General features: G+C 67.1%; 10 protein-coding genes. 7 read left to right on the top strand and 3 right to left on the bottom strand.

Annotated features, from left to right (window positions below; all coding sequences use genetic code 11):
* Position 1: 1 nt before the first annotated feature.
* The 7 genes from ACIQC9_RS11915 (at position 2) to ACIQC9_RS11885 (ending at position 8,413) form a co-directional block, all read left to right on the top strand.
* Positions 2–2,269, top strand: coding sequence for a TonB-dependent receptor (locus ACIQC9_RS11915; protein ID WP_400616082.1), 2,268 nt, complete (start codon positions 2–4; stop codon positions 2,267–2,269).
* A 117-nt stretch (positions 2,270–2,386) separates the two neighbouring features.
* On the top strand, positions 2,387–3,754 hold the full coding sequence (locus ACIQC9_RS11910) for a spinster family MFS transporter (RefSeq protein ID WP_400616079.1): 1,368 nt from the start codon (positions 2,387–2,389) through the stop codon (positions 3,752–3,754).
* Positions 3,755–3,891: 137 nt separating this feature from the next.
* Positions 3,892–4,350 (top strand): hypothetical protein, encoded by a 459-nt coding sequence (locus ACIQC9_RS11905; RefSeq protein ID WP_400616077.1) that lies wholly within the window; start codon positions 3,892–3,894, stop codon positions 4,348–4,350.
* Positions 4,351–4,438: 88 nt separating this feature from the next.
* Positions 4,439–5,629 (top strand): ADP-forming succinate--CoA ligase subunit beta, encoded by a 1,191-nt coding sequence (gene sucC, locus ACIQC9_RS11900; protein WP_400616074.1) that lies wholly within the window; start codon positions 4,439–4,441, stop codon positions 5,627–5,629.
* A gap of 5 nt (positions 5,630–5,634) precedes the next feature.
* Entirely contained in the window at positions 5,635–6,222 is a 588-nt protein-coding gene (locus tag ACIQC9_RS11895) for a hypothetical protein (protein ID WP_400616072.1), read from the top strand.
* A gap of 42 nt (positions 6,223–6,264) precedes the next feature.
* The gene (gene sucD, locus ACIQC9_RS11890) at positions 6,265–7,167 is read left to right on the top strand and encodes a succinate--CoA ligase subunit alpha (protein WP_400616070.1); all 903 of its coding nucleotides are present in this window, start codon (positions 6,265–6,267) and stop codon (positions 7,165–7,167) included.
* Positions 7,168–7,213: 46 nt separating this feature from the next.
* Positions 7,214–8,413 carry a CaiB/BaiF CoA transferase family protein gene (locus ACIQC9_RS11885; protein WP_400616068.1) on the top strand — a complete coding sequence of 400 codons (1,200 nt, stop codon included), beginning with the start codon at positions 7,214–7,216 and terminating at the stop codon, positions 8,411–8,413.
* Here the strand turns inward: ACIQC9_RS11885 and ACIQC9_RS11880 are convergent.
* The 3 genes from ACIQC9_RS11880 to ACIQC9_RS11870 are packed head-to-tail and all read right to left on the bottom strand — an operon-like array spanning position 8,394 to position 13,413.
* Positions 8,394–8,795 (bottom strand): hypothetical protein, encoded by a 402-nt coding sequence (locus tag ACIQC9_RS11880; protein WP_400616065.1) that lies wholly within the window; start codon positions 8,793–8,795, stop codon positions 8,394–8,396. The genes ACIQC9_RS11885 and ACIQC9_RS11880 overlap by 20 nt on opposite strands.
* A gap of 13 nt (positions 8,796–8,808) precedes the next feature.
* On the bottom strand, positions 8,809–10,341 hold the full coding sequence (gene odhB / locus ACIQC9_RS11875) for a 2-oxoglutarate dehydrogenase complex dihydrolipoyllysine-residue succinyltransferase (protein WP_400616063.1): 1,533 nt from the start codon (positions 10,339–10,341) through the stop codon (positions 8,809–8,811).
* A gap of 48 nt (positions 10,342–10,389) precedes the next feature.
* Positions 10,390–13,413: a 2-oxoglutarate dehydrogenase E1 component gene (locus tag ACIQC9_RS11870; protein WP_400616061.1), complete on the bottom strand. Its 3,024-nt coding sequence runs from the start codon at positions 13,411–13,413 to the stop codon at positions 10,390–10,392.
* Positions 13,414–13,599: the final 186 nt, after the last annotated feature.

Raw genomic sequence — 13,599 nt, 5'->3', positions numbered from 1 at the left:
CATGAATCGCTACGTAAAGACCGCCCTTCTCGCCGGCGCCGCCTGGAGCGCGCTGTCCACCTTCGCCATGGCGCAGGACGCCGCGTCGCAAGAACCGTCGGCGCTGGACGATGTCATCGTCACCGCGCGGCGCACGGAAGAGTCGGCGCAGCGCACGCCGCTGGCGCTGTCGGCCTTCTCGGGCGAGCAGCTGGCGCGTCAGGGCGCGCAGCAGGTCACGGACCTGCAGGGCTCGGTGCCCAACCTGAACATCGTCCAGGGTCGCGGCTCGTCGAACTCGACCAACATCTACATCCGCGGCGTGGGCCAGCCGGACGCCCTGCAGACCTTCGACCCGGCCGTCGGCGTCTATGTGGACGACGTCTATTACAGCCGTATCCGCGGCACCCAGTTCGACCTGCTGGACCTTGAGCGCGTCGAGGTCCTGCGTGGTCCGCAAGGCACCCTGTACGGCAAGAACACGATCGGCGGCGCGCTGAAGCTGATCTCGCGTCGCCCGGGTCAGGAGTTCCGCGCGCGCGGGTCGGTCGCCTACGGCGACTATGACATGATCGACGTGCAGGGCGCGGTTTCGGGCCCGATCACGGATCAGCTGGCCTTCGGTCTGTCGGCCCTTCACTCCGAGCGGGGCGGCTACGTCACCGATCCGGTCACCGGCGCCGAGTACAACGACAAGAACAGCAACGCAGTCCGCGCCTCGCTGGCGTGGGATCCGGTTTCCAACATCCGCGTCGACCTGAACGCCGACTATTCGAAAGATGACGCCGGCCTGACCGTCGGACAGGCCCAGAACACCCTGACCAACCTGTTCGGCGCGCCCCGGCTCGTCCTGCCGGCCGTCGCCCCGGAATACAATTTCCAGACCCGCACCACCCCCGGCCTGCCGAACGAGACCCGGCTCGAGACCTGGGGCTCGGCCCTGCGCGTCGCCTGGGACCTCAGCGACAACCTTACCCTGAAGTCGATCACCAGCTATCGCGAGCTGAATACCGACGACTACATCGACTTCGACGCCACCCAGCTGGAAATCGCGGACGCGCTCGTCGCCGTCGACCAGAGCCAGGTCAGCCAGGAACTCCAGGCCACCTATACCAATGGCGGGCTGACGGCTGTCGGCGGCCTCTACTATCTGAAGGAAGACGTCGCCTCCCATCAGGAGAGCTACAACGACGACCTGACCGCGAACCTGAACTTCCCGCCGCTGTTCCCGGGCAGCTACACCTTCACCCGCTTCATCGACGATCAACTCGAAACGACGTCGAAGGCGGCCTACGCCAACCTGACGTATCAGGTGACCGACGCCCTGCGCGTGTCGGGCGGCGTTCGCTACACGGAAGAGGAAAAGGACTACGCGCGGCAGACCAGCGTGACGTCGAGCTCGCCGCTGCTGGTGTCCGCCTATGGCTTCCTTCCGCCCGTCGGCAAGTACGACGACACCTCGGTGATGATCTCGGCCGACTATCAGGTCACCGACGGCGTGATGGCCTACGCTCGCTTCTCGCAGGGCTTCAAGTCGGGCGGCTACAACGGCCGCGCAAACACCCCGGCTGAGTCGACCGAGTACCGTCCGGAGACGGCCGACAGCTATGAGATCGGCGTGAAGAGCTCGGCATGGGACAACCGCTTCCGCTTCAATGTCGCGATGTTCCAGACGAAGTACGACGACTTCCAGGCGCGCGTCACAGGTCTGTCGAGCGACCCGATCACCGGCCTGCCCATCGGCGGCCTGTCCGTCATCAACGCCGGCGGTCTGGACCTGTTCGGATGGGAGGTCGAAACCGCCGTCGCCCCGATCAGCAACCTGACCTTCGACGCCCAGATCGGCTACCTCGACGCCAGCTACGACGAGTTCAACGACAGCCGCTTCACCGCCACCGGCGGCAGCCGCGCCTTCCAGGATCCGGCCTTCTCGCCGAAGTGGACGGCGCGCTACGGCGGCCAGTATGTCTTCGACCTGTCGGGCGGCGGCGACATCACCCTAGGCGCGGCGGCGAAGTTCCGCAGCCGCATGGCGCTGGCGATCGACAACACCCTGACCAACTCGCTCGTGCCGCTGGAGAGCATGTATCAGAACAGCTACTGGCTGTATGACGCCCGCGTCGTCTGGAACGACGCCTCGGGCCGCTATTCGGTCGGCGCCTACGGCCAGAACCTGTCGGACGAGGTCTACAAGACCGACGCCCAGGAATTCTCGTCGATCGGCAACATCCGCACCGCCTACTACGGCGCCCCGCGGACGTGGATGCTGAAGCTGACCGCGCGGTACTGATCGCCGGGCATACGGAAAAGAGGGCGGTGGTCTGACGGGCCGCCGCCTTTTTCTTTGCCGGACCCGCAGAGCCCGCTACCGTCGCCGTAACAACAAGACCAAGTCGAGGGAAACGCCATGACCGCCACGGACGCCGCCGTCGCCGCCAGTCCGCCTGACCGGCCGGGTTACCGCTACTATGTTCTGGCGGTTCTGATCCTCGTCTACATGCTGAACTTTCTGGACCGGCAGATCATCGGCATCCTGGCCACGCCGCTGAAGGCCCACTTCAATCTCTCCGATACCCAGTTCGGTCTGCTGGGCGGTCTGGCCTTCGCCTCGGTCTATTCGACGCTGGCCATTCCGCTGGCGTGGCTGGCGGACCGGTTCAGCCGTGTGTGGATCATGACAGGGGCGCTGGCGGTCTGGTCCGGTTTCACGGCTCTCTGTGGTGTGGCCGGCAGCTTCGGTCAGCTGTTCCTGTTCCGCATGGGCGTGGGCGTGGGCGAGGCGGGCGGCGTGGCCCCGGCCTATTCGCTGATCTCGGACTATTTCCCCAGGCATCAACGCGCGCGGGCGCTGGCGGCCTATGCGTTCGGCATTCCGCTGGGCACCGCAGCGGGTACGCTGGTCGGTGGCGTGCTGGCGGCGAAGTTCGGCTGGCAGACCGCCTTCATCGCCGTCGGCCTGCTGGGCGTGCTGGTGGCGCCGCTGCTGCGTCTGACGGTCCGGGATCCGAAGCGCGGCGGGCTGGATGCGCCGACGGTGGCGGCCGTGACCCCGCCGCCCGCACAGCCCGCGAACGTGAAGGCGCCGTCGTTCGGCTCGGTCTGCAAGACCGTGCTGCCCAAGCCGAGCTTCTGGCTGCTGGCGCTGGGCGCGGCGGCCTCGTCGGTGTGCGGATACGGCGTGGCGGGCTGGCTGCCCAGCTTCTTCATGCGCAGCTTCGACCTGACCCTGATCCAGACCAGCTGGTATTATTCCGGCATCGCCCTGATCGGCGGGATCGCGGGCATCTGGGGCGGCGGCGTGCTGGCCGACCGGCTGGGCAAGGCGTCCAAGGGCGCCTATCCGCTGGTCCCGGCGATCGCCTTCCTGATCTCCGCGCCCTGTTTCCTGCTGGCCATGAACTCAGGCTGGCTGATCGAGCAGGTCCTGCCGGGCGGCGGGGGCAACAGCGTGGGGGCCCTGACGCTGGCCTTCCTGATCTTCCTGATCCCGACCGGTCTGAACCTGACCTGGCTGGGGCCGATCACCGCGGCGGTCCAGCATCTGGTTCCCGCGCCGATGCGGACCACGGCCTCGGCCCTGTTCCTGCTGATCAACAACCTGCTGGGGATCGCGGTCGGCTTCTACTACTTCGGCTTCATGAGCGATCTGCTGGCCCCGCGCTTCGGCGAGGAAAGCCTGCGCTGGGCCATCTACACCGGCCTCGGCTTCTACGTCCTGTCGTCGATCCTGCTGATCGGCGCATCCTGGACGTTGAAGAAGGACTGGGTCGAATAACACCGTGCGTTGATTGCCAATATTCCGAACCCGATCTTATAATTAGGCGCCGTTCCGGGGGGCTCCCAGGCGGTTTTCCTGAGGCTCGCCGCCCGGGCGGCGCAGGCTGGTTTCAGCCTGATGAGAGGTCGCTTTCGATGTTCGCACACCTGTTCCTCGTCGCCGCCATCCAGGCGGCGCCCACCACCGTCATGGACGATTTCAAGACCCTGTGTCTCGCCACCAAGGGTGAACCCGCCGCAGTCACGGCCGCTGCGGCCGCACAGGGCGGCTGGGGCGAGCCGGGGCAGCAGAGCGGCATGACCGCCTGGAGCCATCCAACCGATGGCGGCGGCCAGCGTATTCTGGCGGCAGGAGAGCAGGGCGCGGCGGACGCGGTCCGGCAGGCTTGCATGGTCGTCACGCGGCCCGCGCAAGCTGATCTCGTCGGATCGCTGGCCTCCCAGCTGGGCGGCGTCACCCAGCCGATCGAAGGGAATGCGGGTCTGTTCGCCCACGCGACCAGCGCGCAGGCCTATCGTGCGGGCGACGTGACCTTCATCGGCGTGACCTCCGACGCTGACAGCACGACCCTGACCGCGATCCGCCGCAAATAACCGGCGATCCGCGACAGCGGACATGGCGGTTGCGCCTGCGAAGGCGCACCGCCTATAAGCCGCCCAATCTCCCCCAAAGGCGGCGTCCATGAACATTCACGAGTATCAGGCCAAGCAGGTTCTGAAGGGCTTCGGCGCGCCGGTCGCCGACGGCGTGGCGATCACCAGCGCGGATCAGGCTGAAGCGGCCGCGAAACAGCTGCCCGGCCCGCTCTATGTGGTGAAGTCCCAGATCCACGCGGGCGGCCGCGGCAAGGGCAAGTTCAAGGAACTGGGCCCGGACGCCAAGGGCGGCGTACGCCTGGCTTTCTCGATCGAGGACGTGGTCAGGAACGCGAAAGAGATGCTGGGCAATACCCTGGTCACCGCCCAGACGGGCGAGGCCGGCAAGCAGGTGAACCGCCTGTACATCGAGGACGGCGCCGACATCGATCGTGAGCTGTACTGCTCGCTGCTGGTCGACCGCGGCACGGGTCGCATCAGCTATGTCGTCTCGACCGAGGGCGGCATGGACATCGAGGCCGTCGCCCATGACACGCCCGAAAAGATCCAGACCATCGACATCGATCCGGAAGCCGGCGTAACCGCCGCCAACATCGCCGAGATCAACGTCGCCCTGAAGCTGGACGGCGATGCGGCGAAGGACGGCGAGACCCTGTTCCCGATCCTCTACAAGGCCTTCCTCGACACCGACATGTCGATGCTGGAGATCAACCCGCTGATCGTGATGGAGAACGGCCGCCTGCGGGTGCTGGACGCCAAGGTCAGCTTCGACGGCAACGCCCTGTTCCGCCATCCGGACATCAAGGCACTGCGCGACGAGACCGAGGAAGACGCCAAGGAGATCGAGGCGTCCGAATGGGACCTCGCCTACGTCGCGCTCGACGGCAACATCGGCTGCATGGTCAACGGCGCCGGTCTGGCCATGGCGACGATGGACATCATCAAGCTGTACGGCAAGGAGCCGGCCAACTTCTGCGACGTCGGCGGCGGCGCCTCTAAGGAAAAGGTCGCGGCGGCGTTCAAGATCATCACCGCCGACCCCAAGGTGCAGGGCATTCTGGTCAACATCTTCGGCGGCATCATGAAGTGCGACGTCATCGCCGAGGGCGTGGTCGCGGCGGTGAAGGAAGTGGGCCTGAAGGTGCCGCTGGTCGTCCGTCTGGAAGGCACCAATGTCGAGCTGGGCAAGACGATCCTGAATGAGTCGGGTCTGGCCATCACAGCGGCCGACGATCTCGACGACGCCGCCCAGAAGATCGTCGCGGCGGTCGGCTGACCCCGATGGGGCGCGCCAGAACCCTGCTGATCGGCGCCATGGCGGCGCTGGCCTGGCCGGCGACCGGATGGTCGCAGGCCCCGGCGGCGCCTGCGCGTCTGGACCTGATCGCCTCGCTCGAGACCATCTGCGTCGCGGCGGCCGGCGATCGCGCGAAGGCCGTCGAGCTGGCGACCGCGGCGGGATTCTCGCCCACCCCGGCCGAGATGATCCCCTTCATGCGCGGGGCGACGAACACGGCGGGCTATATGCGCAGCAACGAGGCCGACATGGCCTTCGTCATGCTGGGCACCCTGACCCGTCGTCTGGGGCGTCGGGACGTGACCATGGAGTTCTGCGGCGTGTCCTCGCGTCCGACGGACCATCGTGCGCTGGACCGGCGACTGCGTGAGGTCATGGGTTTCGCGCCCGTGCAAGGCGGCGGCTTCGACGCCTACGCCTGGGTTCAGACGCCGGAGGGCCGTTCGGCCGCCAGCGCCCTGACGGACCAGCATTTCGCCGCCATGGCCGAAACCGGCCAGATGCGCATGGTCGCCCTCGACCGCTCCGGCACAGGGTCCACCCTGATCTACTTCCTTCCCAGATTTGACTGAGCCTTCAGTCCCAACCTTTTCCGCTCCCGGGATATCCGCACCATGTCCATCCTCGTCGACAAGAACACCAAGGTCCTGGTTCAGGGCCTGACCGGCAAGACCGGCACCTTCCACACCGAGCAGGCGCTGGCCTACTACGGCACGCAGATGGTGGGCGGAATCCATCCGGCGAAGGGCGGCCAGAACTGGACCGGCGAGAACGGCGAGACGCTGCCGATCTTCGCCTCGGTCGCCGAGGGCATGGAAAAGACGGGCGCCAACGCGTCGGTGATCTACGTCCCGCCGGCCGGCGCCGCGGACGCCATCATCGAGGCGATCGACGCCGAAGTGCCGTTCATCACCTGCATCACCGAAGGCATTCCGGTGCTGGACATGGTGCGGGTGAAGGCGCGGCTGGACCGTTCGGACTCGCGCCTGCTGGGCCCGAACTGCCCGGGCATCCTGACGCCGGAAGAGTGCAAGATCGGCATCATGCCGGGCTCCATCTTCAAGAAGGGCAACGTCGGCATCGTGTCGCGCTCGGGCACCCTGACCTATGAGGCGGTGTTCCAGACGACCAACGAAGGTCTGGGCCAGACCACGGCCGTCGGCATCGGCGGCGACCCGGTCAAGGGCACCGAGTTCATCGACGTGCTGGAGCTGTTCCTCGCGGACCCCGAGACGCAGTCGATCATCATGATCGGCGAGATCGGCGGCGCGGCCGAGGAAGACGCCGCCCAGTTCCTGATCGACGAGGCGAAGAAGGGCCGCAAGAAGCCGATGGCCGGCTTCATCGCCGGCCGCACGGCGCCCAAGGGCCGCACCATGGGCCACGCCGGCGCCGTCGTCTCGGGCGGCAAGGGCGATGCGGAATCCAAGATCGCGGCCATGGAGGCCGCGGGCATCCGCGTGTCGCCGTCGCCGGCGCGTCTGGGCTCGACGCTAGTCGAGGTCCTCAAGGGCTGAGGATCGCCGCCTTCTCCCGCGGAAGGAGACGGGATATTCAGGCGGGATGACTCACGGTCCCCTCTCCGGCGTTCGCGTTCTCGATCTCAGCCGGGTCCTCGCCGGACCGTGGGCGACGCAGACGCTGGCCGACCTCGGCGCGGAGGTGATCAAGATCGAGCGGCCGGGGACGGGCGACGACACCCGGCTGTGGGGCCCGCCGTTCACGACCCGCACCGACGGCTCGCGCGGCGACGCGGCCTATTTCCTGTGCGCCAACCGGGGCAAGAAGTCGGTCGAGCTGGACATCGCCACCCCCGAGGGCGCTGCGGCGGTACGGGAGCTGGCGAAGACCTGCGACGTGCTGGTCGAGAACTTCAAGACCGGGGGCCTGCGCAAGTACGGCCTCGATCATCCCAGCCTGTCGGAGATCAATCCCCGGCTGGTCTACTGCTCGATCACCGGCTTCGGTCAGGATGGCCCGGACGCGCACCGCGCCGGCTATGACTACATGATCCAGGCCATGGGCGGGCTGATGTCCGTGACGGGACAGCCGGACGACGCGCCCGGGGCCGAGCCGATGAAGGTCGGGGTCGCCGTCGTCGACCTGTTCACCGGCCTGTACGCGTCGAACGCCATCATGGCCGCCCTGCTGCATGCCCGCGCGACGGGTGAAGGCCAGCACATCGACATCGCCCTGTTCGATGTTCAGGCCGCCATGCTGGCCAATCAGGCGACCAACTACTTCGTCTCCGGCAAGGCCCCGACGCGGATGGGGAATGCCCATCCCAACCTCGCGCCTTACCAGCCCTTCCCCTGCACCGACGGCATGGTGGTGATCGCGGTTGGCAACGACGCCCAGTTCCGCTCCCTGTGCGTGGCTCTGGACGTCGAGCCGTTGGGGACCGATCGGCGCTTCGCCACCAATGCCCTGCGGATCGAGCACCGCGCGGAGTTGACCCGCGAGCTCTCCGCCCTGACCGCCAGCCACTCCATGAAGGCCCTGATGGCCCTGCTGGAAGCCGCCGGGGTGCCCTGCGGCCCGGTCAACACCCTCGATCAGGTGTTCGAGGAGCCCCAGGCGAAGCATCGCGGGCTGGAGGTGGAGCAGGCGCGCGCCGATCTGTCCGCCCCCGTCCGCACCGTCGCCAACCCGATCCGGATGTCCCGGACGCCGGTCGCCTACGACCTGCCGCCGCCGGCGCTGGGTGAGCATACAGCGGACGTCCTGGAGAGGCTGGCCGCCGCTACTGACCGGTCCAGCTGAGCAGACATCCCGCCAGCGGAAAGACCACGAAGGCGAGGACGATGACGATCGTTCCCGCCCTTTTCGCCCAGCCGAGAGCACCAGTAATCTCGGTCTCGTCGAGCTCGCCGACGCGGCCCGGCACGTGATCAGCCCGCCAGTCCTCGCTCTCGTCAATGAGGTCCCCGGCCCGGACGCGTGCGATCAGACGGCGGGCCTCGTCGATCTGTTCCGAGGGCGCGACTACGCGAACGCCGCCGATGGCGATCAGCAGGTCAGGGTTCATGGTCGCCATGTCCCGGTCGGGCAGACGCGCGGCGATGCCGTGCCGGTTCAGCACAGCGACGGCAAGCTCGCCTTCGGGGATAGTGGAGAAGCGGGCGACTTCGTATTCAAGACGCACCGCCGTCTCCGTCCTACAGATCCAGCAGCGCCCGCGCCGGGTCTTCCAGCAGTTCCTTGACGCGGACGAGGAAGGTCACCGCTTCCTTGCCGTCGACGATGCGGTGATCGTAGCTGAGGGCGAGGTACATCATCGGGCGGATCTTCACTTCGCCGTTCACCGCCATCGGGCGCTGGACGATATTATGCATGCCGAGGATGCCGGACTGGGGCGCGTTCAGGATCGGCGTCGACATCAGCGAGCCGTAGGTGCCGCCGTTGGTGATGGTGAAGGTGCCGCCCTGCAGCTGGTCCAGCGTCAGGTCGCCGTCGCGGGCGGCCTTGCCCAGCGCCGCGATACCCTTCTCGATGCCCGCCAGCGACAACGTATCGGCGTCCCGCAGGACCGGCACGACCAGACCCTTGTCCGTGCCGACGGCGACGCCGATGTCGTAGTGGTTCTTGTAGATGATGTCCGTGCCGTCGATCTCGGCGTTGACGGCCGGGATCTCGTGCAGGGCCTGAACGATGGCCTTGGTGAAGAAGCTCATGAAGCCCAGTTTCACGCCGTGGCGCTTTTCGAAGACTTCCTTGTACTGGGCGCGCAGGGCCATGACGTTGGTCATGTCCACCTCATTGAAGGTGGTCAGCTGGGCGGCGGTGTTCTGGGATTCCTTCAGGCGGCGGGCGATGGTCTGACGCAGGCGCGTCATCTTCACCCGCTCCTCGCGAGGCTGGTCGGCGCGGGGCAGGGCGGGAGCGGCGGCGGGCGCAGGCGCGGCGGAGCCGATGGCGGCCAGCGCGTCGCCCTTGGTGATGTTGCCCTTCGGACCCGTGGCCGGAATGGCCTTGGGATCGAGATTGTTCTCGGCCACCACACGCTGCACGGCCGGCGACAGGTGCGGCGCGTCGCCAGAGGTGAACTGGGCCGAGCCGGTGTTGGCGGCCGGCGCCGGAGCAGCAGCGGCGGGGGCCGCAGCGGCGGGCGCGCCCGAGGCGGAGATGCTGCCGATCTGCTGGCCGGGGGTGACGGTGGCGCCGGCGTCGGCGCTGATGGTCAGGACGCCCGCGGCCGGGGCCGAGACCTCGACGGCCACCTTGTCGGTCTCGATCTCGACCAGCAGTTCGTCCTTGGCGACCGTGTCGCCGGATTTCTTGAGCCAGGTTCCCATCGAACCTTCGGCGACGCTCTCGCCCATGGTCGGCACATTGATGCTCACCGCATCGCTAGAGGCGGCGGCCGGGGCTGGCGCTGGAGCTGCGGCGGGAGCCGGTGCGGCCTCAGCCTTCGGCGCGTCGGCGGCAGGGGCGGCGGGAGCCGCTGCGGCGCCCGCACCTTCGGACACCACGCCCAGAACGGCGCCCGGGGTCACGGTCTCGCCATCCGGCGCCTTGATCTCGGACAGGACGCCATCGGCGGGCGAGACGACCTCCAGCGAGACCTTGTCGGTCTCCAGCTCGACCAGGACCTCGTCCTTCTTCACCGGATCGCCGGCCTTCTTCGTCCACTTGCCGATGGTGGCTTCGGTGACGGATTCACCGAGCGCAGGGGTCAGGATGTCGGCCATGGGAGAGGGTCCGGTTTTTCGTTCAGGTTCGATCTTGGTCTTCGCTTATCAGGCGAAGGCCTCGGTGAGGAAGGCGTCGAGTTCTTTCAGGTGGCGGCTCATCAGGCCCGCAGCCGTCGAGGCCGAGGCCGGGCGGCCGACGTAGCGGGCGCGTTTGGCCTTCACCTTCAGCTTCTCGAGCGTCAGCTCCAGCCACGGATCCACGAAGGTCCAGCCGCCCATGTTCTTGGGCTCTTCCTGACACCAGACAAGTTCGGCGTTGGGGAAGCGGCCCAGTTCAGTCAGCAGCGACTTCATCGGCCACGGATAGAACTGCTCCAGACGCATCAGATAGACGTCGTCCACCGGCTTGCCGTCCTTGAAGTCCTTCTCGCGGCGCTCCAGCAGGTCGTAATAAACCTTGCCCGAGCACAGGACGACGCGGCGGATGTCCTTGTCGGCCTTGATCTTCACGCCCGCGACGTCGGGGCGTGTCTGGGCGTCGTCGTGCAGCACGCGGTGGAAGGACGAACCCTCCGCCAGCTCGGCCATGCTGGACACGGCCTTCTTGTGACGCAGCAGCGACTTCGGCGTCATGATGATCAGCGGCTTGCGGAAGGGCCGGTGCATCTGGCGGCGCAGGATGTGGAAATAGTTGGCCGGGGTGGTGCAGTTGGCGACCTGCATATTGTCCTCGGCGCAGGCCTGCAGGAAACGCTCCAGACGCGCCGACGAGTGCTCCGGACCCTGGCCCTCATAGCCGTGGGGCAACAGCATGGTCAGGCCGCACATGCGCAGCCACTTCCGCTCGCCGGAGCTGATGAACTGGTCGATCACCACCTGGGCGCCGTTCACGAAGTCGCCGAACTGGGCTTCCCACATGACCAGCGTGTTGGGGTCCGACAGGGCGTAGCCGTATTCGAAGCCCAGCACCGCCTCTTCCGACAGGGCCGAGTCGATCACCTCGAACTGGGCCTGACCGTCGCGCAGGTTGTTCAGCGGGACGTAGCGGGCCTCTGTCGTCTGGTCGACGATGCCCGAGTGGCGCTGGGAGAAGGTGCCGCGGACCGAGTCCTGGCCCGACAGACGGACCGGGAAGCCTTCGTCCAGCAGCGAACCGAAGGCGAGGCTCTCGGCCGTGGCCCAGTCGAGGTTCTCACCGCTGCTGATCATCTCGCGGCGGCCGTCGATGACGCGCTTCAGCGTCTTGTGGATGTCGACCGAGTTGGGGATGGTCGTCAGCTTGTGGCCGATCTCATCCAGCCGGGCGCGCGGCACGGCGGTGTTTCCACGACGCTCGTCATCCTCGGCCAGACCGATGCCCTGCCACTGGCCGTCCAGCCAGTCGGCCTTTTTGGCCACGAAGCTCTTGCCGGCGTCGAACTCGGCGTCGAGGAAGGCCTCGAACCGTGCGACCTCGGCGTCGACCGCCGCCTGATCGATCACGCCCTCGGCGACAAGACGCTTGGCGTAGATTTCGCGGGTGGAGGCCAGTGCGCGGATCTTCGAGTACATCAGCGGCTGGGTGAAGGTCGGATCGTCGCCCTCGTTGTGGCCGAAGCGGCGGTAGCAGAACATGTCCACCACCACGTCCTTGTGGAATTTCTGGCGGAACTCGGTGGCCACCTTGGCGGCGAAGACCACGGCTTCCGGATCGTCCCCGTTCACGTGGAAGATCGGCGCCTGGACCATCAGGGCGACATCAGACGGATAGGGCGAGCTGCGCGAGTTGCGCGGGCTGGTGGTGAAGCCGATCTGGTTGTTTACGACGAAGTGGATCGTCCCGCCGGTGCGGTAGCCCTTCAGCCCCATCAGGGCGAAGCATTCGGCGACCACGCCCTGACCGGCGAACGCCGCGTCGCCATGGATCAGCAACGGGACGACCTTGGACCGGTCCAGCGCCCACTGCTCCTCAGGGACGCCTGCGTTGGCCTCCCGGATGTCGAAGGCCTGTTTCGCCCGCGCCTTGCCCAGCACGACCGGGTTGACGATCTCGAGGTGGGACGGGTTGGCGGTCAGCGAAAGGTGGACGGTGTTGCCGTCAAACTCGCGGTCCGACGAGGCGCCCATGTGATATTTGACGTCGCCCGAGCCCTCGATGTCCGACGGCACGGTCGAGCCGCCCTGGAACTCGTGGAAGATGGCGCGATAGGGTTTGCCCATCACGGCCGCCAGCGTGTTCAGGCGACCGCGGTGAGCCATGCCCAGCACGATTTCGTCGACGCCGAGGGCGCCGCCCCGCTTGATGATCTGCTCCAGCGCCGGGACCATGGCCTCGCCGCCGTCCAGACCGAACCGCTTGGTCCCGGGGAAGCGCTTGTGCAGGAAGCGCTCGAAGCCCTCGGCCTCGATCAGCTTGTTCAGGATCGCCAGCTTGCCTTCCCGGGTGAAGGCGTTCTGCTCGAACTTGTCCGGCCCCTCGAACCGGGCCTGTAGCCAGGTTTTCTCCTCCGGCTCGGCGATATGCATGAACTGTATGCCGATATTACCGCAGTAGGTGCGCTTCAGGATCGCCAGCACCTCGCGGATGCTGCCGGTCTGAAGACCCAGCACGCCGTCCAGATAGATCGGCCGGTCGAGGTCGGCGCCGGTGAAGCCGTAGAACTCGGGCGTCAGCTCGGGATTGTTGGTCGCCTGCTCGATGCCGAGCGGATCCAGCGTCGCCTGCAGGTGTCCGCGCACGCGATAGCTGCGGATCAGCATCAGGGCGCGGATGGAATCGTGGGCGGCGGCGCGGATGGCCTCGGCCGAGACAGCGGGCGCGGCGGCCGGAGCGGTGGCGGCGGCCGGAACGGTGGTGGGTTTGGCCGCCTTCGGATCGGGCTTGGGCGCGGGCCAGCGTCCGTCGAACACGCCGGTTTCCTCGGTGGGTTCTCCGACGGTCGGGCGACCCCAGCTTCCGGCGGCGCCGGAGGCCTTCACGACATCGGCGGCGTCGCGGATCTGCTCGAAGAAGCCGCGCCACTCCGGCGAGACCGACGAGGGGTCATTGGCCCACTGTTCGTGCAGGTTCTCGATGAAGGCGGCGTTCGAGCCGTAAAGGAAGCTGGTCTCGGCAAAGACCTGGTTCAGCCGACCGGCATCGTCCGCCATCGCGTCATATGTCCCATAACCGGGACCAATTCGCGCCCGGCTTGGGGCTCATATAAGCGCTGTTCGCCGGAAGGTCATGACCGAAACGGGGCCGTTGGGGTAAAAAACGCCCCTCGCGGGAGATGAATTCTGCCCTTCGCAAAGAAAAAGGCCCCGCTGTCGCCAGCGGGGCCTCGTTCAGTTCAG

The organism is Brevundimonas sp. NPDC092305 (assembly GCF_044755415.1).
Classification (GTDB): Bacteria; Pseudomonadota; Alphaproteobacteria; order Caulobacterales; family Caulobacteraceae; genus Brevundimonas.
Note: the sequence above shows the minus strand (reverse complement) of the source record. Positions and strands in the feature narration are given on the sequence as shown.

What these genes read in the sequence shown, in the direction of transcription:
- ACIQC9_RS11915 (WP_400616082.1), top strand. Translation starts at nt 2, where the DNA reads ATGAATCGCTACGTAAAGACCGCCCTTCTCGCCGGCGCCGCCTGGAGC.
- ACIQC9_RS11910 (WP_400616079.1), top strand. Translation starts at nt 2,387, where the DNA reads ATGACCGCCACGGACGCCGCCGTCGCCGCCAGTCCGCCTGACCGGCCG.
- ACIQC9_RS11905 (WP_400616077.1), top strand. Translation starts at nt 3,892, where the DNA reads ATGTTCGCACACCTGTTCCTCGTCGCCGCCATCCAGGCGGCGCCCACC.
- sucC (WP_400616074.1), top strand. Translation starts at nt 4,439, where the DNA reads ATGAACATTCACGAGTATCAGGCCAAGCAGGTTCTGAAGGGCTTCGGC.
- ACIQC9_RS11895 (WP_400616072.1), top strand. Translation starts at nt 5,635, where the DNA reads ATGGGGCGCGCCAGAACCCTGCTGATCGGCGCCATGGCGGCGCTGGCC.
- sucD (WP_400616070.1), top strand. Translation starts at nt 6,265, where the DNA reads ATGTCCATCCTCGTCGACAAGAACACCAAGGTCCTGGTTCAGGGCCTG.
- ACIQC9_RS11885 (WP_400616068.1), top strand. Translation starts at nt 7,214, where the DNA reads ATGACTCACGGTCCCCTCTCCGGCGTTCGCGTTCTCGATCTCAGCCGG.
- odhB (WP_400616063.1), bottom strand. Translation starts at nt 10,341, where the DNA reads ATGGCCGACATCCTGACCCCTGCGCTCGGTGAATCCGTCACCGAAGCC.
- ACIQC9_RS11870 (WP_400616061.1), bottom strand. Translation starts at nt 13,413, where the DNA reads ATGGCGGACGATGCCGGTCGGCTGAACCAGGTCTTTGCCGAGACCAGC.